Origin of the sequence: Kribbella jejuensis, assembly GCF_006715085.1 — a bacterium.
In the GTDB taxonomy this organism is placed as follows: Bacteria; Actinomycetota; Actinomycetes; order Propionibacteriales; family Kribbellaceae; genus Kribbella; species Kribbella jejuensis.
In genome coordinates, this window is sequence record NZ_VFMM01000001.1 from 3,351,007 (window position 1) to 3,373,775 (window position 22,769).

The window sequence follows — 22,769 nt, forward strand, 5'->3', positions numbered from 1 at the left end:
TCGGGTTTGGGCGGTCGGTCGCGGTGCGGGGGGTGGGTGGGGGCGGGGAGTACGCGGCGACGGAGTTGGGCGGGGCCGCGAGGGTGTATCACAGGTCTCTTTGAGCTCTTCTACCTGCGTTTGGGGACTCTTGCGGTGAGGGCGCCGGGTTCTATTTCGGTGATCAGGTAGCGGCCGGGGCCGATGGGGTCGCCGTCCAGTTGGCGTTGGACGTCTACGGCGGCGTGGATTTCCACTCGGTGGCCGGTGAAGCGTTCCAGGTACATGTCGCTGCGGTTGGTGCGGGTCATCAGGCGCCAGAGGACGATCGGCCACTGGGTGACGCGGCGCGGGGCGATCACGACGACGTCGAGGAGGCCGTCGTCGGGGCGGGCGTCGGGGAGCAGCGGGATGTTGGCCTGGAGCATGCCGACGTTGCCGACGACGACCGTGCGGACGCGGCGTTCGATCGGTTCGGCCTCGTCGATGGTGATCTGGACCCGGACCGACGGGTGGTTCACGTTCTTCGCGGCCGACACCAGGTACGCGGTCCAGCCGATCTGCTTCTTCAGATGAGGCGGGGCGCCGGAGATGATCGCGGCATCCAGACCGAGCCCGGCCATCACGGCGTACCGGTCGTTGTCGAGGTCGTCACCGTGTACGCCGACCAGGTCGATCCGCCGGTCACGGCCTTCGAGGATGCGCTCCAGCGCGTCGTCGAGGTCGAGCGGGATGTGCAGGTTCCGCGCCAGCAGGTTCCCGGTACCGGCGGGGATCACGCCGACCGGGATCCCGGTGTGCGCGAGCGCCGAGCACACCACCCGGACCGTACCGTCGCCACCCGCCACGAGCACCAGATCCGACGCGTACTCGATCGCCGCCTTCGCCATCGCATTGCCGGCGTCGTCCTCGCGGGTCTCCAGCCAGAGCGGGTCCTCGTACCCACGGACCGCGAGCGCACGGGTCACCTTCCGCCGGAACGCCACTCCGTCCCCGACCTTGATCGGGTTCACGATGACCGCCGCCCGCGGCGGTGCCGTCGTACCGTCACTCTCGACCGCGGTACGCCGACGCCGACGCCGCAACCCCGGCCGCAGCCCGAACCCGATCGACGTCGCGGTCAGAATCGCCAGACCGAGCGCCCAGCCGCCGAGGACGTCGGACACGTAGTGCACGTTCAGCGCGATCCGGTCCGCGGACGCGATCCACACCACCGCGATCACCGGCAACAGCACGAGCAACCGGAACCGCCGCCGCCAGCCCCGTACCGACGGCAGTACGACGCCGAGCGCCCCCGCCATCACGAACGCCGCCGCGGCATGCCCTGACACGTACGAGAACCCGCTGGCCTCTCCCAGCATCGGCACAGGTCGTGGCCGCTCGAACACAGCCTTCACCACCTGGACCAGCACCAGCTCCGCCGCCGCCGACGTGAGCAGCCAGAACGTCAGCAGCCGCGCCCGTCGATGCCAGAGGTACGCCGCGACGATCGCAATCACCGCCCGCGACGTCCAGGGCAGTACGACCGCGCCGACGACCTGCCAGAAGTCGATGAGCCCCTCGTGCGCGGCGCCGTACGTCGCGGCCCGCGCCGCCACCGACTGGTCCCACCGCGCCAGCGGGGCCCAGTGCTCGAACACCAGCACCGTCAGCACCGCGAACGGCATCACACCCAGGACGACCGTGAGCGCACGGCCGACCGCGGTACTGGGTGGGTGGTGGTTCATCGGCCCGCTCAGATCCCCCTCGATGATGACGTGTCGCCACCCCATCATCCCGAATAGACTTCGCCGCCAATGACACGCCCCGATACCCTCAGGGTGTGATTGACGCGAAACTGCTCCGTGAGAACCCCGATGTCGTACGCGCCGCCTTGACCAAGCGTGGCGAGAGTACCGAGGTGGTGGACCAGATCCTGGTCGCCGACAGTGAGCGTCGATCGTCCATCTCCGCCTTCGAGGCACTCCGGGCCGAGCAGAAGTCGCTCGGCAAGCAGGTCGCGCAGGCCAAGGGCGACGAGCGGACCGCGCTGCTGGAGCGCACCAAGACCCTGGCCGCCGAGGTGAAGGCCAACGAGGCCGCCGCGAACGAGGCCGCCGATCGGTACGACGCACTCGCCGCCGCGCTACCCAACCTGGTCTCCGACGAGGCCCCGGTCGGTGGCGAGGACGACTACGTCGTGATCGAGGAGGTCGGCAAGCCGCGCGACTTCGCCGCCGAGGGGTTCGAGCCCCGCGACCATCTCGAGCTGGGCGAGCTGCTCGGCGCGATCGACATGGAGCGCGGCGCGAAGATCTCCGGCAGCAGGTTCTACTTCCTCAAGGGCGTCGGGATGCTGCTCCAGCTCGGCATGCTGCAGCTGGCGATCCAGCAGGCGGTCGAGGCCGGCTTCACCCCGATGATCACGCCGACCCTGGTCAAGCCCGAGGTGATGGGCGGCACCGGGTACCTGTCCGCGCACGACGACGTGTACCGGCTCGCGGACCCCGAGCTCTACCTGACCGGTACGTCGGAGGTCGCGCTGGCCGGCTACCACATGGACGAGATCCTCGACCTCACCAACGGCCCGATCCGGTACGCCGGCTGGTCGTCCTGCTACCGCAAGGAAGCCGGGTCGCACGGGAAGGACACCCGCGGGATCATCCGCGTCCACCAGTTCGACAAGGTCGAGATGTTCTCCTACTGCACGCTCGAGGAGGCGGCCGCCGAGCACCTGCGGCTGCTGGCGTGGGAGAAGGAGATGCTCGACAAGATGGAGCTGAGCTACCGGGTGATCGACACCGCCACCGGCGACCTCGGCATCTCGGCGTACCGGAAGTTCGACTGCGAGGCGTGGGTGCCGACCCAGGGCCGGTACCGCGAGCTGACCTCGACGTCGAACTGCACGGACTTCCAGGCCCGGCGGCTGAACATCCGGCACCGGGACGCGGACGGCAAGACGCAGCCGGTCGCGACGCTGAACGGCACGCTGGCCACGACCCGCTGGATCGTCGCGATTCTCGAGACGCACCAGCTGGCCGACGGCTCGGTCCGGGTGCCGACCGCTCTGCAGCCGTACGTCGGTGGTCGTGAGGTCCTCGAACCGGTCGCTCGATGACCGGAGCGCAAGATTTCGGGCCGCCGACAGTAGTTGCCCTGGACATCGACGGAACCCTGCTCGACCACGACGACGGCCTGTCGCCGGCAGTCCTCGACGCGGTCCGGCGGACCGCCGAGCAGGTTCCGGTCGTGCTGGCCACCGGTCGCGCCTGGTCGACGACCGCGCCGATCGCCCAGCGGCTCCGGCTGCCGGCCGGCGGATTCGTTGTCTGCAGCAACGGTGCGCGCACGATCCGTTACCCCGACGGCGCGGTCGTCGACGAGCGCACCTTCGACCCGACGACGGTGATCCGGTCGGTACGCCGGTACGCGCCGAACGCCCGGATGGCCGTCGAGGATGCGGACGGCAGCTACCTGGTCACCGCTCCGTTCCCGGACGGCGACCTGGGCGCGAACGCGAGGATCCGGGTGGTCAGCGACGCGGAGCTCGCGCCGCAACCCGTGACCCGGTTGATCATCCGGGACCCGGACCAGTCCGAGAGTGACTTCGTCAACCTGGCGGAACGCCTCGGCCTGCACGGGGTCAGCTACTTCGTCGGCTGGACGGCCTGGCTCGACATCGCGCCGGAAGGTGTGGACAAGTCGACCGGGCTGAAGGTCGCGCTCGCCCAGCTCGGCCTGGACCCGTCCGGGCTGTTGGCGATCGGTGACGGACGCAACGACATCGAGATGCTCAACTACGCCGGTTTCGGGGTCGCGATGGGCTCCGCGCCGGACGAGGTGAAGGTGGCCGCGGACGAGGTGACGAAATCGGTCCAGGACGACGGCGCGGCGGCCACTCTCAACCGCTGGTTCTAGAACCCCTTTCGGCGACAACCGAATACCTTGACAGTTGACAAGAAAAAGGCCCGGAACCCCTGTTCTCACAGGGTTTCCGGGCCCTTCCCACTGATAGAACTGACAGAACCGATAGTCCGCTGGCGGGCCGAGTATCGGATCAGGCGACTCGCGTGCCGCCTCGCCGGCCCTGGTGCTGCTCGACGACGGTGTCGAACGCGTCCAGCACCGCACTGACCTCAGGACGCGGCCGCGGCGTCTTCGCGGCCGGGCTCTGACCGCGCCGGGCGCGCCGCAGGTGCCGCTTCACCGTCGACAACGAGCAGCCGAGGCGCATCGCCAGCGACTCGAGGCTGTCGTTCGGGTACTGGGTGCGCAGCCGCAGGACTTCTTCGTGGCTCACCGGCCGGCGCGTCCCCCGCGCGCCGGCAAGCTGGTCGAAGTCGTCGGCCTGCACCTCGACGTCGAGCAGGTTGCGGATCGAACGCCGTTGTGCGGCAGTCGTTCCGGCGACGAAACCGCTCACGTCGTGCTCCGCGACCGCGCTGTACAGGCAGTCGGTGAACAGCGGGCAGGAGGCGCACAGCGCCTTCGCCTCACGGACGAGCTGTTCGTACCGCTCACGGGTACGGCGGGTTGCGGACGCGGGCGGCGGCTCTTCCATCAGCCGGTGCTGAAAGACTTCGGGACGGGCGATACAGCCGGTCATTGCCCCTTCCCTGGTGGAAGATGTGTCGACAGCCGCTCGAGAGCTTCTGCCCCCCGGCCCCGCTAGATTGGCGCTGTTGACGGTCATCAAGGCTCCCCAAGTATCAAGACCCGAGTGAACAAACGGTGAACGACGTTCGTTCGCACGGCTCCACTAACCGGTGGACCCGCACTTTGTTGCCGGCCCACCCTGTCGTCCCGGGCGTGGGACGCACCGATCCATAACTCTTGACGCCGCTGCCGCGGTTTTGGTTGCAGCCAATTCCACAACAGTTCTTCGGCGTTTGTGTGTGCTTCCGGAGGTGGGGCGGCATCAGTCGCGCTGATCCAGAACACGCATACGACGCGGCCGAACAGCCCCCGGTTCCCCACCAGACCTAGGCATGGAATCATGCGCCAACCCTGTGGCGCAGGGGAACTTGCTGCCTTTGCAGCATCCTGCCGTAACGGTCTGATGACGTTGTCAAAAGCTCAACGAGATAAGTCAAAAAGACTTGAATCCGATTGACGATCGCTTGCGCCCAAGGCACTCGGAAGGGTAATGCGCGACGGGGTCGTCGAACGTTACGGTTGCCTCGTGAGTGCACCCCGCCTGATAGCCACCGATCTCGACGGAACGCTCGTCCGCAGCGACGGCACGGTGTCCGAACGCACCCGCGCCGCGGTGCTCGCGGCGCAGGCCGCGGGAAGTGTTTTCGTGATGGTCACCGCCCGGCCACCTCGCTGGCTGCACGACCTGTCGTACCTGGTCGGCGACCACGGAGTCGCGATTGTTGCCAACGGCGCCATTCTGTACGACGTCCTGCGGCGTAAGGCGATCCGCACCCGGTTGATCGACCCGACCGTCGCGCTCGAGGTGGCGCGGGCGATCCGGGCCGCGATCCCGGACGTACAGTTCGCGATCGAGCGACCGGACCGCTACGGACAGGAACCGGTCTACCTCAATCGGTGGCCGAAACCCGACGACACGTTGGTCGCGAACGTCGACGTACTGCTCGCCGAACCGGCCGCGAAACTGTTGGTGCGGCACCCGAGTCTGCACTCCGACGACCTGCTCGCCTTGGTGAATCCTTTGGTGGGCCAACGAGTCTCGGCCAGTCACAGCGGAGGTCACGGTTTGGTGGAGATCGCCGCGAGCGGGGTGAGCAAGGCCGCGATGCTGGCCGATTTCGCCGCCAGTCAAGGGATCTCGGCGGACGAGACGATCGCCTTCGGTGACTCGGTCAACGATCTCCCGATGCTCGCCTGGGCCGGCACGTCGTACGGCGTCGCGAACGCGCACCCCGACGTCCTCGCGGTCGTCGACCGGATCGCGCCGGCAAACGACGAGGACGGCGTCGCCGCCGTCCTCGAGGAGTTCTTCCAGCCTTTGAACTAAGGCGTTTCTACAGGTACATCCCGCCGCTGCCCGGGCCGTTGGTCTCACTCGCCTGTGGTGCGGCGGGGAACTGCCCGTCGGCCGGCAGCTGCTGACCGCCCGGGAGGGCGCGGCGCATCTGCTCCAACTGCTGGCGGGCGGCCATCTGCTGTGCGAACAACGCCGTCTGGATGCCGTGGAACAGGCCTTCGAGCCAGCCCACCAGCTGTGCCTGCGCGATCCGCAGTTCGGCGTCGGTCGGCGTGCTGTCGTCGGTGAAGTCGAGGCTGAGTCGCTCCAGCTCCTCGACCAGCTCCGGCGCCAGGCCGCTCTCCAGCTCCTTGATCGAGGCCTCGTGGATCGACCGCAGCCGGGCCCGGGAGGCCTCGTCCAGCGGCGCCGACTTCACCTCTTCGAGGAGCTGCCGGATCATGTTCGCGACCCGCATCACCTTGGCCGGTTGCTCCACCAGCTCGGTGACCGAGCGCGGTTCGTCGTCGCGGTCGTCGTCGTTGCTGTCGGAGCGCGGCGGTCCCTCGACGGCCATGCCGTCCGGCCCGACGATCAGCACCTTGCCGTCCTCGGTGCGCGCCCCGGCCATCGGAACTGTCTGGCCTTCGCTGCTGCTCTCGGTCATTGCCCCATCCTAGTTCGCGGCGCTCACGGGCCCAGGACGGTACCCGGCCGCGAACCTAGGAAGCGCGAGCGCGGTGCCGGCGTACGGCGTCGCGGTTGGCGCAGGCGGGACTGCAGTAGCGCTGGCGACCGGTGCGGGAGAGGTCGGCGTACACGTTGTCGCAGCCGTCCGTCGCGCACCGGCCGAGCCGGGTGACACCGCGGCCGGCCAGGTGCAACGCCGTACCGGTGCTGATCAGGGTCGCGACCAGCCGGCCGACCGGAACATTGGCCGGCCGGTAATGCATGTGCCAGCCGTCACCGGCGTGGTTCGTGAGGCGGGGATGCTCGGTGTACTTGGCGAGCATCGCGTTCACCAGGTCGACGCGGGTTTGTTCGTCGGTGGCGTCGACGACCTGCAACCACTCGTCGAGCGCCGTACGCACGGTCGCGAGGTCCTCCTCGGTCACGCTGCGCGCGCGGACGAGCCGGTTCTCGACACCGCTCTCCTCGCAGCGTGCCGCCAGCTCCTCCGGCGTGTTCGCCGGGCGGGTGGCCAGGTTCACGGCGAGCAGCACCGCGTCCGCGCCGTAAGGGTTGAGATGCATAATGCCATTACATCACGATGGGTGCATGACCGATACCCACCGGCATCGCTGGCGCCCTGTTTCGAGTCACCAGGTCAGCGAGGGGCTGGTGGTATACCAGCAATGCGCCTGCGGCCAATGGCGCATCGCCTGCACACCGCCGTACCCCGTCGCGTACCCCGAGCTCGCGGTACTGGATCCGGCCTGTCAGTGACTGTCCTGCAGGAGGGCGTCGGCGTCCGTGAGCGGGCCTGCTTGTCCGACGAGTACGCCGTCGCGTAGGTAGACGACGCGGTCCGCCCAGGCGGCGTGGCGGGCGTCGTGCGTGACGAGTACGCCGCCGATTCCGTGCTGGTCGCAACGGTCGCGGAGCAACCGCAGTACGGCTTCGCCGGTCTCCGAGTCGAGCGCCCCGGTCGGCTCGTCCGCGAGTAACAGACGGCGCTCACCGACGATCGCTCTGGCGATCGCGACTCGTTGCCGTTGGCCACCGGACATGTCGTCGGGAAACCGGTCCGCGAGTTCTCCGATGCCTACCTCCTCCAGCGCGGCGATCGCGTACTTGCGGGCGCTCCGGCTGCGGGTGCCGTCGAGCTCCAGTGGGAGCGCGACGTTCTCGGCGGCGGTCAGCGCCGGGATCAGGTTGAAGTCCTGGAAGACGTAGCCGATCCGGCGCCGGCGGAGCGCGGCGACCGCGTTCGTACTGAGCGTTGCCAGGTCGTTGCCTTCGACAAGTACTTCGCCGCTGCTCGGCCGGTCGAGGCCACCCGCGCAGGTGAGCAACGTCGACTTGCCGGAACCGGACGGTCCCATCACGGCGACCAGTTCACCGGCCGCGACGCACAGATCCACGCCGCGCAAGGCATGTACGGCCCGCTCGCCCTCGCCGTGGGTGCGGGTCAGGTGACGGATGTCGAGAATCACGAGCGGGCCTCCTGCTGGTCCGGAACCTGATAGTTCTGGGGCTCGGCCCGTTGGGTGCCGCGGTGGCGTAGGAGCATCGCCTCGCAGTGGTCGAGCCAGCGGATCTCGGCCTCGGCGCCGAAGATCATCGACTCGATCACGAGCTGCCAGGAGATCTCGCCCTGGGCGCTGTTCCGCTTCAATCGGGTCAGCTCCTGCAGCGACTGCATCGTCGACATCCGCTGGCGCTGCACGACCGCGCTGACGTCGACGCCCGGTACGGCGAGGGCGAGCGCGAGCTTGATCGCGAGCTCGTCCCGGGGCCGCGACTCACGGGTCACCGGCGTCTCGAACCACTTCGCCAGCTCGGTGCGCCCGGCGTCGGTGATCTCGTACATCGACCGGCCGTCACCCTCGTGGGACGCGGCCCGGACCAGCCCGTCGCGCTCGAGGCGGGTCAGCGTCGTGTAGACCTGCCCGATGTTCAGCGGCCAGGTCGCCCCGGTGGCGGCTTCGAACTCACCCCGGAGCTGATAGCCGTACTTCGGCCCGTCCTGGAGCAGCGCGAGCAATCCGTGCTTGATCGACATGGATACTGAGTATGCATACCCGGTATGCGTGCGTCAATCCGCCGCGTGCAGTCGGCGGACGAGGCGGGCCGTGATCGCCTCCACGTCGTACGGGCGTCCGGTGCCCGGAGTGAGTTGGTCGAGCATCAGCCCGTCGATCGCGAAGTGCAGCAGCCGGATCTCCTCGGCGCCGCCCGGCAGCCCGGCGTTCGCGTTGAAGGCGACGTCGGCGTCGAAGCCCTGACGCAGGGTGCGCGAGAGGATCTCGTGCAGGCCGGGCCGCCGCGCGGCCTCGAGGCGGAGCTCGAACAGGGCGAGGGTGAGTTCGGGGCGGTCGAGCAGGCGCTTGACGATGTAGTGCACGTAGTCGATCGCGAGCTCGATGCCCAGCTCGCGTTCTGCCAGCGGTTCGAGGGCGGCCTCGGCGGGGGCCAGGCGCTCGAAGATTCGCTCACCGAGCGCGCCGAGCAGCGCGTCGCGGGTCTTGAAGTAGTTGGACGCCGTCCCGGCCGGCAGTCCGGCGGCCGCGTCGACGGCGCGGTGGGTCAGGCCGCGGGCGCCCTCGGTGGCGAGCACGTCGAGGCCGGCGTCGGCGAGTTTGGTACGGCGTTCCGCGTTCCGGGGCATGTTGACAGCCTAGCAGGACTTCCACTACAACTGTCGTACTCAATAACAACAGCTGTAGTGATTAGGAGCGAGTATGCAACCGGCAGTATTCGGCGCCACCGTGGTCACCGACCGGCCCGCGGAGGTCGCCGCCTTCTACACGCAGTACCTCGACCTGCAGATCGGGATCGATCTGGGGTGGTTCATCACGGTTCGCCGCGGTACGGCGGACTGGGAGCTGGCGATCGCGGAGCGCGGGCATCCGACGATCCCGGCGGCCGTGTCGGCACTGACCGAGACCGGCAACGTGTTCGGCTTCGTCGTGGACGACGCCGACAAGGTCGCCGACGCGCTCCGCGAAGGCGGCGTACAGCTCGAAGGCGAGCCCGTGACCGAGCCGTTCGGTCAACGGCACTTCTTCGTCCGCGACCCGGCCGGCACCTGGATCGACGTCATCCAACTGGTCGAACCCGACCCGGATTGGGCCGCGGCCAACCTGCCGACGGCCCCATGACCCGCCGGAGCGGATCTCCAACACTCACCAAGTCCGCCCGAGTGGCCCGGACGTCGGCACGCTGAGCGTGCGGCGGCGGCGCCGCCAGGCGTTGGTGAGTGTTGGGGGTCCGCTCAGATGGTGAGCAGGACCTTACCGAGCTGGGCGGATTGCTCGAGGGTCTGGTGTGCCTTCGCGACCTCGGCGAGCGGGAAGGTGGAGTGCACGATCGGGCGGACCTTCTTCGCCTCGATCAGTGGCCAGACGTGGCCGACGACCTCGGTGAGGATGCGGCCCTTGTCCTCCACCGAGCGGGTCCGCAGACCGGTCGCGACGATCGAGCCGCGGCGGCTCATCAGCCGGCCGAGATCCAGTTCGCCGGTGCTGCCGCCCTGCATGCCGATCACGACCAGCCGCCCGTCGAACGCGAGCGCCTTCACGTTGTCGCTCAGGTACTTCGCGCCGATGATGTCGAGGATCACGTCGGCGCCGGCACCCTTCGTGGCCTCCTTGACCACCGACGCCCACTCGGCTTCCTTGTAGTTGATCGCGACGTCCGCGCCGAGCCGGGTGCAGAACTCCATCTTCTCGGTGCTGCCGACCGTGGTCAGCACCCGCGCGCCGTGCGCGACGCCGAGCTGGATCGCCATCGAGCCGATACCGGACGAGCCGCCATGCACCAGCAGCGTCTCGCCGTCCTTGAGATGCGCGGTCATGAAGACGTTGGACCAGACGGTCGCCACGACCTCGGGCAGTGCGGCCGCGCTGACGAGGTCGAGACCGTCCGGGACCGGCATCACCTGCGGTGCCGGTACGACGACCTGCTCGGCGTACCCGCCGCCGGCCAGCAGCGCGCAGCACTCGTCGCCGACCGACCAGCCCTCGACCTCGGCGCCCACCTTGGCGATCCGGCCGGACACCTCGAGGCCGATCGTGCCCGGTGCGCCGGGCGGCGGCGGGTAGAAACCTTGGCGCTGTAGCAGGTCGGCACGGTTCACACCGGCGGCGACGACGTCGATGACGACCTCGTCGACCGCTGGTTCGGGGTTCGGGATCTCGCCGATCCCGAGGACGTCGATCCCGCCGGCACCGTTGCACACCACAGCTCGCATGCTGTTCAACCTACTTGACGAGCTGCTGCATGTCCTCGGCGATGCTGTCCAGGTAAGTGGTCTCGCCTGTCGACTTGAACCAGTCCCATAGCTCGAGCGAGTGGTACAGCCGGTACAGGTCGATCCGGTCCTGCGGCACGGCGCCGTACCCGTCGTACAGGCCCGCGAGTTTGGCGGCATCGTCGTGGGCCGAGTACTGGATCGTCTTCGCGAGGTCGATCAGCGGGTCGGCGGCGATCGCGTTCTCGACGTCGATGAAGCCGTTGACCTCCCCGGTCGTCGGGTCGACGAGGATGTTGCCCTCGTGGAAGTCGTTGTGGCACAGGACGGCGGACTTGTTGTCCGCGAACAGGTGCTGGTGTTGCTCGACGTGCGTTGCGATCTTGGCGTGCAGCTCCGGGTCTCCGTCCAGCTCTGCGAACTCGCGGAGCTTCTTGGCGAACTGGCGGCGCATGTACTGGTCGTTGTCCGGCAGCGGATCGAGGATCTGGTCGGTCAGGTAGCCGTACTCCGGTTGGCTGATGCTGTGGATCCGCCGGAGCAGTTCGCCGAGCTGCGCGTACGTCGTACGCCAGTCGGCCGGTGCTGATTGGGAGAGCGGTACGCCGTCGAGCTTGCTGAGCATCGTGACACCGTCGCCGACGTGCAGGACCTGCGGGACGTACCCACTGGCCACGGGCTCGAGCATTTCGTAGACGTGGACTTCCTTCGCCTGCTTCCAGCGCCACTCCGGCGCGTAGACCTTCACGATCACAGGGCCGTCCGCTGTCTGCACCTCGTACACGGTGCTCAGCTGACCGCCTGTGCGTTGCGTGGTGGTGCCGGCCTTCGTGTGGAGTGCGTCCTCGACCAGTTGCGCGACGTCCATGCTGTTGAACCTACGGGCGCCGTCCAGTGGTTTTCAGTCGTCGAGGTCGGCCCAGGTGTCGACGTCGTCGCCTGCTCGGGTCGGTGCGGTCCAGGCGAGGTCGAGGACGGCGAGAGTACGGCGTACCGACTTGTCCCGTGGGTCGCCTACTTGTGCGATGGCGTCGGCCAGGGCGGTACGGCGGTATGCCGCGGCGAGCTGCTGCTCCTGGCCGGAGGTGTCGCGCAGCCCGTACCCGTCGTGGTCGCCCAGGCTGGTGACGAGGCCGTCTACGTCCTTCGCGGTGATCCAGGGCAGGTCGCAGCTGACCACCACAACCACGGGCGCTGTCCCGTACGCCAGCCCCGCCGCCAACCCAGCCACCGGCCCACCCGCCGGCGGCTCCTCCAGAGTCCACTTCACTTCCCGGTACGCCGTCCGGACCGCCCCCACCACCACCGTCTCCGTAGCTCCCGCAGTGGCACTCAACACCCGATCCAACAACGACACCCCGTCCAACACGAGCATCGCCTTGTCCACCCCTCCGAACCGAGTAGACCCACCCCCCGCCAACACCACCGCGTCGAACTCCACCTCTTCAGTCTCCCAGGCTTGGCGTTCAAGAGTCGGCTTCTTACGGCACCATGGACAGATGAGGATTGCCGTGGTGCAGACCGCCAGCAGTTACGACAAGGCGGCCAACCGGGACCTGGTCACGCGTCTGGTTGCGGACGCGGCGCAAGGCCGCCCGGATCTCGTCGTACTCCCGGAAGCGATGATGTCCGACTTCGCGGTCGACGGAGAGTCGGTCGCGGAGGCCGCCGAGCCGTTGGACGGAGAGTTCGTGGCAACGCTGCGCAAGGCCGCGGTCGAGCACGGCGTGGCGATCGTGGCCGGCATGTTCGAGCGCAGCTGCGACCAGAGCCGCCCGTACAACACCCTCCTCGCGGTCGGCGCAGACGGCGTACTGCTCGGGGCCTATCGCAAGATCCACCTGTACGACGCCTTCGGGTACAAGGAGTCCGACCAGCTCACTGCCGGCGACGTAGCACCGGTAGTGATCCAGGTAGGCGACCACACGCTCGGCCTGATGACCTGCTACGACCTGCGCTTCCCAGAGCTGTCCCGTGCGCTCGTAGACGCCGGCGCGGAGGTCCTGGTCGTCCCGGCGGCCTGGGTACGCGGACCGCTGAAGGAGCACCACTGGACGACTCTCCTCACAGCACGCGCGATCGAGAACACCTGCTACGTCGCAGCCGCCGCACAGAACGGCAAGAAGTACTGCGGCCTCAGTCAGGTCGTCGACCCGCAAGGCATCGCCCTGACATCAGTAGGTGAGTCGGACGGAACGGGGTATGCGGAGGTCTCCGCTGAGCGCCTGGCCGACGTACGCAAGCGCAACCCGTCACTGCAGAACCGCCGGTACTCCGTCACGCCGCGCTGACCAGTGCGCGGACTCACTGGTACCTGAAAATCGCTGACCCGTTAACCTCCAGAGCGTGCTGGATGGGTTTGATCTGGAGCATCACGGCGATCTCGAGGTCGGTGAGGGGTTGGTCGACCTCGCCGTCAATGTCCGCGCGGACACCCCGCCGCCGTGGTTGCTCCACGCGATCACCGCGAGCCTGACCGACCTGGCCGCGTACCCACGTGCGGACGCCGCGATCGGAGCCGTCGCCACCCGGCACGGGGTCGCTCCCGACCGCGTACTGCTCACCGCGGGTGCCGCGGAGGCGTTCGTACTGATCGCGCGGGCGTTCCGGCCGCGGCATCCGGTGGTGGTCCATCCCCAGTTCACCGAGCCGGAGGCGGCGCTGCGTTCGGCCGGGCACCTGGTCGACCGGGTGATCCTGCGGCCCGAGGACGGGTTCGTCCTGGATCCGGCCGCCGTACCGCACGACGCGGACCTCGTCGTCATCGGGAATCCGACCAACCCGACCTCGGTGCTGCACCGCGCCGACGACCTGCGGGAACTCGCGCGGCCGGATCGGCTCCTGGTCGTCGACGAGGCGTTCATGGACGCCGTACCGGGTGAGCCGGAGTCGCTGGCCGGCGCGTCGATTCCGGGACTGGTGGTGATCCGGAGCCTGACGAAGACGTGGGGGCTGGCCGGGCTGCGGGTCGGGTACGTGCTTGCCGGGGCGAGCCTGATCGAGCAGTTGGCCGCAGTCCAACCGCACTGGCCGGTGTCCACTCCTGCACTCGCGGCGGCAATTGCCTGCAGCAACGAGCGTGCGGTCGAGGAGGCCGCGCAGGCAGCGCTCGACATCGAGCGGCAACGTGTCCATTTGCTTGACAGTCTGGGTGCTGTGCAGGGCGTCTCGACGTGCGGCGTGGCCCGGGCGCCGTTCGTGCTGGTGCAGGTTCCGGGGGCAGTGCAGGTGCGGGAATCCCTTCGTTTGAAGGGGTTTGCGGTCCGGCGGGGGGACACGTTCCCGGGGCTGGGGCCGGACTGGTTGCGGATCGCCGTACGGCCTTTCGATGTCACCGACGGGTTTGTGAAGGTGCTGTCCGATGTAATCGAGTTGGCGCTGTAACGCGCCAGGGGGTTTAGCTGAGCTGCACTTTGCGCACAAGATGGCCAGGTGCCCATGGATTGTCTCGGGGCAACTTCTGGCCGTTCGCGAAGGGAGTAGCACGATGGGTCTCAACGACGACGACATGAACACCTCGACCGGAGGTGGCGAAGGCCTCGCCGACGGCGGCGCCAACCAGGGCGGCCACGACGGTGGTGCGGACGGTGGTGCCGGCGGTTACGGCGGCTCGGGCGGAGGCGAGTCGGCTGCTCCCGGCGGCGGCACTGACGGAGACTCGGGCGGCTACGGCGGCGGATCCTCCGAGAGCGGTTCCTCGGACGGTGGGGCTGACGGCGGTGCCGATGGTGGCGCGGGCTACGGGTCCGGTGGGGACTCGGGTTCCGAGGAAGGCTCCGGCTCCGGCGGCGGGTACGGCGAAGGCCCCGCTGATGGCGGTGCTGCGTCGGGTGGTCAGGACGGCGGTGCCGATGGTGGTGCCGGCGGTGACTCGGGTGGCTCGGGGTACGGCGGCGGCTCCGGTGAGTCCGGCGGCTCTGGGTACGGCGGTGGCTCGGGTGACTCCGGCGGTGAAGGGCTTGCCGACGGCGGCGCCACTCAGGGTGGTCAGGACGGCGGTGCCGATGGCGGCGCGGGCGGTTCCGGGTACGGGGGCGGCTCCGGTGACTCCGGTGGTGAAGGGCTTGCTGACGGTGGCGCCAACCAGGGTGGTCAGGACGGTGGTGCCGACGGTGGCGCGGACGGTGGCGCCGGCGGGAACTCCGGAAGCTGGTGAGTACTGTGCCGGAGGCCGGGCCTTTCCCCCAGCACCCGCGGCCTGACGGCGACGGGTCACTGCGGGACGAACGCCCGGCACTCCGGCGCTGTGTAGCAGGCGATCTGGACGAGTTCGCCAGGTCGTACTGGGGCTCGCGCGCCGTGCTGTCGCACGGCCCCGACCTGCCTGCGCCGTACGACGACCTGTTCAGTCTCGACGCCGTGGACGAGCTGTTGTCCCGCCGCGGTCTGCGTACGCCGTTCCTGCGGATCGCCAAGAACGGTGCCGTGGTCGGCGACAACCAGTTCACGGGACCGGCTGGTGCCGGCGCGGAGATCGCCGACCAGGTGCGGGACGACAAGGTGGCCGCGCTGTTCGCCGGCGGGCACACGGTCGTACTACAGGCGCTCCACCGGACCTGGCCGGCGCTGGTCGACTTCTCGACTCAGCTGGCCGTCGATGCGGGTCACCCTGTACAGATCAACGCCTACATCACCCCTGCCGAGTCGCAGGGGTTCTCCGCGCACTACGACGTACACGACGTGTTCGTTCTGCAAGTCGCGGGCGAGAAGCACTGGACGGTGCACGAGCCTGTGTTCGCCGGCCCGCTACGCAACCAGCCGTGGACCGACCACGCCCGCGCCGTCGAGGCGGCTGCACGGGACAAGGCCCCGGTGATCGACGAGGTGCTGCGGCCTGGCGACGCGCTCTACGTGCCACGGGGTTTCCTGCACTCGGCCAAAGCACTGGGTGGAGTGAGCGCGCATCTGACGGTGGGGCTGCACACTCTCACGCGGTACCTGCTCGTCCAGGAGTTGGCCGCGCTCGCGGCGAACCAGGCGTCACTCCGTACTGCGTTGCCGCTCGGCTTCGACCCTGGTGATCCGGAGCAATTGGCGCAGGTACTGCCTGAGGTGATCGAGCTCTTCACTCAAGAGCTCCACACCGCGACGCCGGACGCGCTGGCCGACCGGCTGCGTCGCCGTACGTGGTCGAGCAACCGCCCGGCCCCGCTGCCGCCGCTCGCGCACGCGGCGTCGATCGCATCCCTGGCGGTGGGTACGACGGTCCGCCTCCGCGCCGGCCTCCGCTGCCGGCTCGTCCCCGGCGATCCGCTCGTACTGCAACTACCCGATCGAACGATCACGTTCCCGCCGAGCACAGCGGCGGCCCTCGCCGACCTCACCTCCGGCGCCGACTGCAAGGTCGGCAACCTGCCCGACCTGGACGACGCCGACCAACTGGTCCTGGTACGCCGCCTCCTAACGGAAGCCGTCGTAGTCGCCACCACCCAGTGACGCCCGTCAGCTAAAGCTGAGGCGTCGTCCAACGGTTGCTACTTGAAGCTGAGGTGTGCTGTCGCGGTTGGCGGTTGAAGCGAGGGTGTCGCGTGACGGTTTGTGGGTTGAAGCTGAGGTTGGAGTTTTGGCGGTTGAGGTTGAGGTGTGGTGTGGCGGTTGGTGGTTGAGGTTGAGGTGTCGTTTGCCGATTGTTAGTTGAAGCTGAGGTGTTGTGGACATCAGGTACCGGCCCGAAACCGGCTGCGCAGCCCAGGCCGACCGCCGCCACGACCTCCTGACCGCAACCGCGCCGCCCGCCGAGCGTTGGCTCCTGATCGAATCCCGCGTCCCGTGGCCCCGCCAGGCCCTCACCTCCCTCCAACCCAGCCCCTGGCTAGGCGACGAAGTAGCCCGCCGCTGCAGGTCCCTAGGCATCCGCCCGGTACTCATCCGCCGCCACGGCCGAACCGACCAAACCCAACCCCGCCGCTGGGCCCTAGTCGACTCCCGCCCCACCCAGGAGTCCATCCACTGGGGCGACCTCCCAACAGACGAACACCTACTACAAATCCTCAACAACATCCACGCACAAGACAGAATGGCGGCTGAGCAACGCCTGCAGCCGGGGGCAGCGTCCGAGCATCGCGCGAGGACTGCAGCGGAGCCGCGCATGAGAGGTGGGTCCGCGGTGGAGACGCCTCCCGCATCGGCCGGGGAGCTGGCGGACCGACCTGCCGGTGCAGGAGAAGCGGCGGACCCGCGCGGGGAGCGGGTGCTAGCGGCGGAGCCTCGTGTGGGTGCTGGGTCGGCGGCGACGACGGCTGCGGCATCGGCCGGTGCGGAGGCGGACCGGCCTTCAGCGGCAGGGGAAGTGGTGGGCCCGCCTGCGGGAGCCGGCGAAGGGGTGGGGGAGCGCGTGGCGGCAGGGGAAGCGGCGGGGCTGGCTGCGGGGGCACGAGCAGATGCGGGGCAGGCGGGGGCCGGGGTTGGGGCGTGGAGTGGTGAGCCTGTGTATCTCGTTTGCAGGCATGGGCGGCATGATGCTTGTTGTGCTGTGTGGGGGCGGCCTGTGGCGGGGGCGTTGGCTTCGGTTTATCCGGAGCGGACTTGGGAGTGTAGTCATATCGGTGGGGATCGGTTTGCGGCGAACGTGGTGGTGTTGCCGCACAGCTTGTTCTACGGGCATGTGTCGCCTGCGCGGGCTCTGGAAGTGGCGCGGCGGTATGACGAGCGTGAGGTCGTACCCGAGCTCCTCCGTGGATCGGGTGCGTTCGTGCCGCCGGTGCAGGCCGCGCAGGACTTCGCTCGGGCCGCCGGGCATTCGCTTGCTGTAGGCAACCTTCGGCCGCGGTCCGTCGAAGCACTCTCGGACAACCGCTGGCGGATCCTCCTCGCATCCACCAACGGCCCACTGACCGTCGAGGTCTCAGCTCACCTCGACACCGTCGACGCCCGCCTGACCTGTGCAGGTTCCTCTCCTGCGCAGATCCGCCGGTTCGAACTCCACCACCTCAGCCTCGATCCACCTCCCGATCCGTGACGTGTGCGCCGTAGTACTCGGACTGGCGCGCCATGATGTCGCGCATCGACGTACCGCGAGGCACGCCGTACACCGTGCCGGGGAAGTCCAATTCACGCTGGACCTGCCACAGCTCCTCGTGCCGGTCCGGGGAGAAGAGCTGTGCGGGGTCGCCGGCGGCGATCCATCCGATCGGGAGGACCGTGCCGGCCGTCAGTCGCGAGTTCACGTGCAGCACGCTGTTGATCCGCAGCTCGGCGCCTGCACCGGCGACGGAACCGGGGAACAACGCGGCGCCCGTGGCGATGAAGACCTCGTCCTCGACCGTGGCGCCGTTCACGTGTGCATGGGGACCTACCAGGACCGCGTCACCGATCACCGCGGGATGGGCCGCCCGCCCGCGCACCAGGGCGTTCTCCATCACCACGCTGTTCTCGCCGAGCCGGACCTCGCCGTTCTCCGCGGTCAGCACCGCACCGTGCAGGACCCTGCTGCCTTCGCCGAGGACGACGGCGCCGCAGAGCACAGCCGATGGGGCGACGTACGCGGATGCGGGCACGACCGTCGACGGCCGCGGTGTTCCATCAGCATTGTCGGTGTCCTCTCCTAGATTGACCTCCTCGAAGGTGTACCCGACCGGTGATGCGGACTCTCCACAGCCCGGGTCCTCACAGTCCCGGGCGGCGGTGTCCTCCGGGCCGTCCACGTCGAGGTGGGAGGCTCGGTCCGTCGGACAATCCGGGTGGAGAACCGCGAACTGAGCCAACATTAGAACAGATGTTCGATCAGAAGCAACGCATCCTGACACGTCAGGTGTGATGTCTCTGGACAGTGACGGTCCTCGCTGAGCTCTTCTCTGAGCGTGGCGAGGGCGGTCGGGTTGATGTCGGTCGCGCAGATCGTCCAGCACTCGCGGGCGAGCTGGCGCGCGGCCTCTGCTCCGGTGCCGGCGCCGGCACCGGTGATCACGATAGGGGGGATATGGCGCTCTCCTTCGAGTTTGTTCGTCGCGGCGCCAGAGGTTGCTGGGCGGTCAGGCGAGCGCGTGCTGGAGGAAGTCGATCTGCTCGGTGACGAATGCCTCGAACAGCTCGCCTGAGTAGGGCTCGAAGTGCCCTGTTTCGTGAGTGGAGAGCGTGACCCGCGGGTTCTTGCCGGCGGCCCGGATGGCGGGCCCCGGCGGTGTGGTCTCGTCGCGGCTGCCGACCTGGACGAGTGTCGGCATCGTCAGGTTCCTTAGCGCACGGGCGGGGGAATAGAGCGGGATCGCGAGCGCGAAGCGGCCTGCGACACGCTGGTCGAATGCCTGTCCCGCGGGGACGAGCGAGAGGTAGCCGGCGGCTTCCGGGGCGGTCATGAGCGCCAGAGACCCCGGCGGTCCGGACGCCGGCACGTAGTGCGGGGCGGCGCCGACGGTCGCCCTGGCGATGTCGAGGAGGCCGTGGCCCGTCAGGCGGGTCGCCTGCCGCGGCCCGAGCGCGAGGACGGATGCCGGACCGTGGGTGTGGGGGACCTGCGCGATGACGGCGGCCGCCGACAGCTCCGCTGCGATGGACAGGACGTGTCCGCCCGAGAGGGAGGAGCCCCACAGCACGATCCGGGTCGGGTCGACCTCGGGGCGCGAGCGCGTGTAGGCGACGGCCGCGGCCCAGTCCTGGTGCTGTCGGCGGATGCTGAGCAACTGTCGTGGCTGCCCTTCGCTGGCCCCGAAGTGGCGGTAGTCGAAGATCAGAACGTGGTAGCCGGCTGCGGCGAAGCGCTCGGCGTACGCGTCCAGGCGCATCTCCTTGATGCCCGCGAGCCCATGGGCCATGACGACCGCTGGCCTGGGGTCGGGTCCGGCTGGGTAGAACCATCCGGCGCAGCGGGCGTCGCCGGATGTGAAGGAGATGTCCTGACAGGTCATGGTGCTCTTCCTTCTGGGGATGGGGCGTTGGTCAGCCGTCGATCCGGCGGAGCAGGCTCTGCATCCGCTTGTGACGGTCGATGAGTGCATCGGAGGCGATGCCGAATGCGCCGCGCGCGACGAAGAACGGAACCCATACGCGCGGTGCGATGACTCGGGGGCTGCGCTTCTCGATGCCACGAACGGCGGCCGCTGCGATCAGGTCAGGCGAGACAGGCCTGCCGAGGATTCCTGGGTTGCCGAGGCGAATGAGCTCCTTGGTGACCTCGTCATCGTGGGATGCGCGAATGATGGGCGTGTCGACCCAACCGGGGAACAGCACGCCGGCGGTGGCGCCGGTGCCGGCGAGCTCGCCGCGCAGCGAACGGCCGAAGGCCTCGACGCCAGCCTTGGATGCTGCGTAGGGAGCGTTCCCGATCCCGTTGTAGAACGCGTACACCGAAGCCGTCATGAGGATGTGGCCCCGGGCTGCGGTGACGGCGGGTAGGCACGCGCGCACGGTGCGCCACACGCCGAGCAGATCCACCTCGACGATGCGTTCGAACTCCTCCACGCTGCTGCTCTTGATCGTGGCAGGCTTCTTTGCTGCGATGCCCGCATTCGCGAAGCACACATCGAGCGCACCGAACCGTGCCACGACCTTGTCCACCACTGTCTCCATGGCGGCAAGGTCCGTGACGTCGACCGCCACCGGGAACGCTCGGGAGCCGAGCTCTGCAGCGAGAGCATCAACGGCTTCCTGGCGGAGGTCGACGAGCGCAACGTTGGCGCCCGCCGCGATGAGGGCTCGAGCCGTCGCTGCGCCGATGCCGGACGCTGCGCCGGTCAGGAGGACGGTGGCGCCTGCGAGCTTGAGGGTGGGCATGGGGTTCCTCCGGTGGGTTGCCAGCAGAGTATGGGATCAATCCCAAAGATGGAAGAGGATCCAAATTTGTAGCTGCTACCATCCCGCCGTGACCCTGGACGCTGTAGACCCGGCCGACCCCCCGATCGCCGGTGACGCGGTTCCGGCTCTGACGCGGACCCAGCGGCGAGCAGCAGCGAACCGGCGCTCCGTCGTCGATGCGGCGCGGGAGATCGTCGCCACCCAGGGCATCGACGCCCTGACGCTGGAGGCGGTGGCCGAGCGCGCGGACGTTGCGGTCCAGACCATCTACAACCGAGTGGGGAACCGGTCGGCGCTCCTCGTAGCGGTGGCGGAGCAGGCCATGGAGGAAAGCCGCGGGTACATGGACGCCGCGTACGCATCCGAAGGCCTGCCCGAAGCGCGGATCCGGCTGGTCGCCGGCACATGGGCTCGGTTCGCCCGCGAACGCCCGCATGAGTTCCGCATCCTCGTCGAGCCCGCGGACGAGCCCGAGGCGGCCGAACGGCTTGCCGAGCTCTACGCGATGCAGAGCACAAAGCTGGCGGCCACGATCCGGGAAGGTGTCGACAACGGGGTGTTTCGTCGCGACCTCGATCCTGACGAGGTCGCTGTGACCCTGACTGCAGCGATCAACGGCATCCTGGCCATGGCGTGGCGCCCGGGCGCCCTGCGCGTCCCCGAGCCTCAGATGGACAGCATGTTGACGTCATTCGCCAGTCTCGTTTTGGAAGGGCTGCGCCGACCATGACAACCAGGCCCTCGTACCTCGCACCTCGCGCGTAGCGCACAGAGCGTGTGCGCCACGTTGTGCGCCGTGGATGCCATCTCGTCGAGCGCCGGCGAGGATTCGGCAACCGAACTCGGTCATCAAACGACGCGCACAACTCCTTGGGATTGCGCGGCCCGCCGCCGCGCAGGAGTGTCACCACCACGACGCCCGAAACTGTCACTGATGTCCTGACGCAGAACTGTCACCGATGTCCTGCGACATGACATCCTGACAGGTCAGCGACCGACGCTCAGATCCGCTCGGAACTCAGCCGTGGAGCGACCCGGGCCAGCACGTAGATCGTCAGACTCGCGACCAGCGCCAGTACGGCGAGGACGACCCACGGCAGCTCGTGATGCACCTCGAAGAGCTGCGTGAAGAACCCCGGCGCGAGCACGCTCGAGAAGGTGAACGAGTACTGCCAGTAGGACAGGTACTTCCCCCGCCCGACCGCCGGCGAAATCGCCGCGGACAGGGCGTTGTTGGTCGCCGCATGCAGTACGTCGGCGAACGCGAAGCAAGCTGTAGCCAGCACCAGCACCGGCACGACCCACCCGCCCGGGATGTGGATCTGCAGCGCCATCAGCAACGCCCAGGCTGCATAGGTGATGCCTGCGACCACCATGACGTTCGTACGGCGCCTCTGTTCGGTGTGCCGTACGACGAGCGTCTGGCCGGTCGCCAGTACGACAGACGTTGCCGCGATGAGTACACCGACCAGCCACTTGGGCACCGTGAGCGCCTCGGTCACGTAGACCGGCAGACCGACGCCGAGCATCATCGTGCAGAGCGCCAGCAAGGTGTTGGCGCCGATCAGTACCAGGAACGTACGGTCCTTGCGCAGCAGCGGAGCCGGTCCGCTCTCCTGATTCGTCCGCTCGTGATGCGACGGGTGCAGTCGCAGGAGCAGAAGCCCGGCGACGTAGAACGACACCGCGTTCACAGCCATCGCGATCAGGAACGGTTCGTTGCCGCCGATCGCCAGCAGCCAACCGGCGGCCAGTGCACCGAGAGCCAGGCCACCGGCTTGCATCATCCCGCCGAGCCCGAACCACTTGTCCCGCTCGCCCTCGTCCGCGACGTCCGCGAGCAGACTGAAGATCGCCGACCAGAACACGCGCTGACCGGTGGACATCACCAGCGCGCACAGGAACAACAGCCACTCCGACCGCCCGAGGAAGAAGCCCGTGAACGCCAGGCCCTGGGCGAACTGGGCGGCCACCACGATGTTCCGCGGGCCGACCCGATCGATGATCACGCCGACACCGGCCGGCGCCGCGATCGAGAACAGCGTCGCGACGGTCAGGATCAGGCCAGCGGTCCCGAGCGGGATCTGCGCGACCTTGTTGAAGTACAGCAGCAGGAGCGGACCGGCGCAGCCACCACCGAACGAGTCGATCGCCAGCCCGGCCAGCAGCGGTACCCGGCCGCGGACGTTCGGCAGACCGAGCGAGGCGGCTGCGGGCATGGCGGAGCTCTCCTAT

Annotated in this window: 25 protein-coding genes; 10 read left to right on the forward strand and 15 right to left on the reverse strand. The window is 68.5% G+C overall.

Going from position 1 to position 22,769, the window contains the following annotated elements; genetic code table 11:
* Positions 1-110: 110 nt before the first annotated feature.
* Entirely contained in the window at positions 111-1,754 is a 1,644-nt protein-coding gene (locus FB475_RS16525) for a bifunctional phosphatase PAP2/diacylglycerol kinase family protein (protein ID WP_238332181.1), read from the reverse strand.
* Positions 1,755-1,801: 47 nt separating this feature from the next.
* Between FB475_RS16525 and serS the strand changes: the two genes are divergently transcribed.
* Both serS and FB475_RS16535 read left to right on the forward strand, forming a co-directional pair.
* Positions 1,802-3,076, forward strand: a complete 1,275-nt coding sequence (serS, locus tag FB475_RS16530; protein WP_141856972.1) for a serine--tRNA ligase — start codon at positions 1,802-1,804, stop codon at positions 3,074-3,076.
* Positions 3,073-3,876, forward strand: a complete 804-nt coding sequence (locus FB475_RS16535; RefSeq protein WP_141856974.1) for an HAD family hydrolase — start codon at positions 3,073-3,075, stop codon at positions 3,874-3,876. The genes serS and FB475_RS16535 overlap by 4 nt, the downstream gene beginning before the upstream one ends.
* Positions 3,877-4,015: 139 nt before the next feature.
* Here FB475_RS16535 and FB475_RS16540 read toward each other — a convergent pair whose 3' ends face one another.
* Positions 4,016-4,564: a WhiB family transcriptional regulator gene (locus FB475_RS16540; RefSeq protein WP_141856975.1), complete on the reverse strand. Its 549-nt coding sequence runs from the start codon at positions 4,562-4,564 to the stop codon at positions 4,016-4,018.
* Between the two features lie 576 nt (positions 4,565-5,140).
* On the opposite strand from FB475_RS16540, the gene FB475_RS16545 reads away from it, so the two are divergent.
* Positions 5,141-5,941: an HAD family hydrolase gene (locus FB475_RS16545; protein WP_238332182.1), complete on the forward strand. Its 801-nt coding sequence runs from the start codon at positions 5,141-5,143 to the stop codon at positions 5,939-5,941.
* Between the two features lie 7 nt (positions 5,942-5,948).
* On the opposite strand, the gene FB475_RS16550 is transcribed toward FB475_RS16545, so the two are convergent.
* From FB475_RS16550 to FB475_RS16570, 5 genes are all read right to left on the reverse strand, one after another.
* Positions 5,949-6,557, reverse strand: coding sequence for a bacterial proteasome activator family protein (locus tag FB475_RS16550; protein ID WP_141856979.1), 609 nt, complete (start codon positions 6,555-6,557; stop codon positions 5,949-5,951).
* A gap of 55 nt (positions 6,558-6,612) precedes the next feature.
* Positions 6,613-7,143, reverse strand: a complete 531-nt coding sequence (locus FB475_RS16555) for a CGNR zinc finger domain-containing protein (protein WP_141856982.1) — start codon at positions 7,141-7,143, stop codon at positions 6,613-6,615.
* A gap of 186 nt (positions 7,144-7,329) precedes the next feature.
* Positions 7,330-8,046 (reverse strand): ABC transporter ATP-binding protein, encoded by a 717-nt coding sequence (locus FB475_RS16560; protein ID WP_141856984.1) that lies wholly within the window; start codon positions 8,044-8,046, stop codon positions 7,330-7,332.
* On the reverse strand, positions 8,043-8,615 hold the full coding sequence (locus FB475_RS16565) for a PadR family transcriptional regulator (RefSeq protein WP_141856986.1): 573 nt from the start codon (positions 8,613-8,615) through the stop codon (positions 8,043-8,045). The genes FB475_RS16560 and FB475_RS16565 overlap by 4 nt, the downstream gene beginning before the upstream one ends.
* A 33-nt stretch (positions 8,616-8,648) precedes the next feature.
* Positions 8,649-9,221 carry a TetR/AcrR family transcriptional regulator gene (locus FB475_RS16570; RefSeq protein WP_141856988.1) on the reverse strand — a complete coding sequence of 191 codons (573 nt, stop codon included), beginning with the start codon at positions 9,219-9,221 and terminating at the stop codon, positions 8,649-8,651.
* A gap of 73 nt (positions 9,222-9,294) precedes the next feature.
* Here FB475_RS16570 and FB475_RS16575 point away from each other — a divergent pair, with 73 nt between their 5' ends.
* The gene (locus FB475_RS16575) at positions 9,295-9,714 is read left to right on the forward strand and encodes a VOC family protein (RefSeq protein WP_141856990.1); all 420 of its coding nucleotides are present in this window, start codon (positions 9,295-9,297) and stop codon (positions 9,712-9,714) included.
* Positions 9,715-9,827: 113 nt separating this feature from the next.
* On the opposite strand, the gene FB475_RS16580 is transcribed toward FB475_RS16575, so the two are convergent.
* From FB475_RS16580 to mobA, 3 genes are read right to left on the reverse strand one after another with little or no spacing between them, the layout of a single operon-like run.
* A complete protein-coding gene (locus FB475_RS16580) occupies positions 9,828-10,805 on the reverse strand; it encodes an NAD(P)H-quinone oxidoreductase (protein WP_141856992.1) in 978 nt (325 codons plus the stop codon).
* Positions 10,806-10,815: 10 nt separating this feature from the next.
* Positions 10,816-11,673 (reverse strand): phosphotransferase family protein, encoded by an 858-nt coding sequence (locus FB475_RS16585; RefSeq protein ID WP_141856994.1) that lies wholly within the window; start codon positions 11,671-11,673, stop codon positions 10,816-10,818.
* 33 nt (positions 11,674-11,706) lie between these two features.
* Positions 11,707-12,246 carry a molybdenum cofactor guanylyltransferase gene (gene mobA, locus FB475_RS16590; RefSeq protein ID WP_141856996.1) on the reverse strand — a complete coding sequence of 180 codons (540 nt, stop codon included), beginning with the start codon at positions 12,244-12,246 and terminating at the stop codon, positions 11,707-11,709.
* A 58-nt stretch (positions 12,247-12,304) separates the two neighbouring features.
* On the opposite strand from mobA, the gene FB475_RS16595 reads away from it, so the two are divergent.
* From FB475_RS16595 to FB475_RS37610, 5 genes are all read left to right on the forward strand, one after another.
* Positions 12,305-13,096, forward strand: a complete 792-nt coding sequence (locus tag FB475_RS16595) for a carbon-nitrogen hydrolase family protein (protein ID WP_141856998.1) — start codon at positions 12,305-12,307, stop codon at positions 13,094-13,096.
* Positions 13,097-13,151: 55 nt separating this feature from the next.
* Positions 13,152-14,189 (forward strand): Rv2231c family histidinol phosphate aminotransferase CobC, encoded by a 1,038-nt coding sequence (cobC, locus tag FB475_RS16600; protein WP_141857003.1) that lies wholly within the window; start codon positions 13,152-13,154, stop codon positions 14,187-14,189.
* Between the two features lie 103 nt (positions 14,190-14,292).
* Complete coding sequence (locus tag FB475_RS36795; protein ID WP_185759274.1) at positions 14,293-14,961, forward strand: hypothetical protein; 669 nt, start codon at positions 14,293-14,295, stop codon at positions 14,959-14,961.
* Complete coding sequence (locus tag FB475_RS16615) at positions 14,958-16,241, forward strand: cupin domain-containing protein (protein ID WP_238332184.1); 1,284 nt, start codon at positions 14,958-14,960, stop codon at positions 16,239-16,241. Before FB475_RS36795 ends, FB475_RS16615 begins: the two co-directional genes overlap by 4 nt.
* A 214-nt stretch (positions 16,242-16,455) precedes the next feature.
* On the forward strand, positions 16,456-17,763 hold the full coding sequence (locus FB475_RS37610; protein WP_337678206.1) for a sucrase ferredoxin: 1,308 nt from the start codon (positions 16,456-16,458) through the stop codon (positions 17,761-17,763).
* On the opposite strand, the gene FB475_RS16630 is transcribed toward FB475_RS37610, so the two are convergent.
* The 4 genes from FB475_RS16630 to FB475_RS16645 all read right to left on the reverse strand — a co-directional run bounded on the left by FB475_RS16630 (position 17,735) and on the right by FB475_RS16645 (position 20,513).
* Complete coding sequence (locus FB475_RS16630; protein ID WP_238332185.1) at positions 17,735-18,301, reverse strand: gamma carbonic anhydrase family protein; 567 nt, start codon at positions 18,299-18,301, stop codon at positions 17,735-17,737. The two genes, FB475_RS37610 and FB475_RS16630, sit on opposite strands and share 29 nt — an antisense overlap.
* Before the next feature lie 209 nt (positions 18,302-18,510).
* A complete protein-coding gene (locus FB475_RS16635) occupies positions 18,511-18,711 on the reverse strand; it encodes a hypothetical protein (protein WP_141857007.1) in 201 nt (66 codons plus the stop codon).
* A 64-nt stretch (positions 18,712-18,775) separates the two neighbouring features.
* Positions 18,776-19,738, reverse strand: a complete 963-nt coding sequence (locus FB475_RS16640; RefSeq protein WP_337678207.1) for an alpha/beta hydrolase — start codon at positions 19,736-19,738, stop codon at positions 18,776-18,778.
* Entirely contained in the window at positions 19,680-20,513 is an 834-nt protein-coding gene (locus FB475_RS16645) for a short-chain dehydrogenase/reductase (RefSeq protein WP_141857012.1), read from the reverse strand. Before FB475_RS16645 ends, FB475_RS16640 begins: the two co-directional genes overlap by 59 nt.
* Positions 20,514-20,601: 88 nt before the next feature.
* On the opposite strand from FB475_RS16645, the gene FB475_RS16650 reads away from it, so the two are divergent.
* Positions 20,602-21,264, forward strand: a complete 663-nt coding sequence (locus FB475_RS16650; RefSeq protein WP_202878350.1) for a TetR/AcrR family transcriptional regulator — start codon at positions 20,602-20,604, stop codon at positions 21,262-21,264.
* A 271-nt stretch (positions 21,265-21,535) separates the two neighbouring features.
* On the opposite strand, the gene FB475_RS16655 is transcribed toward FB475_RS16650, so the two are convergent.
* Positions 21,536-22,753, reverse strand: a complete 1,218-nt coding sequence (locus FB475_RS16655; RefSeq protein WP_141857014.1) for an MFS transporter — start codon at positions 22,751-22,753, stop codon at positions 21,536-21,538.
* Positions 22,754-22,769 lie beyond the last annotated feature (16 nt).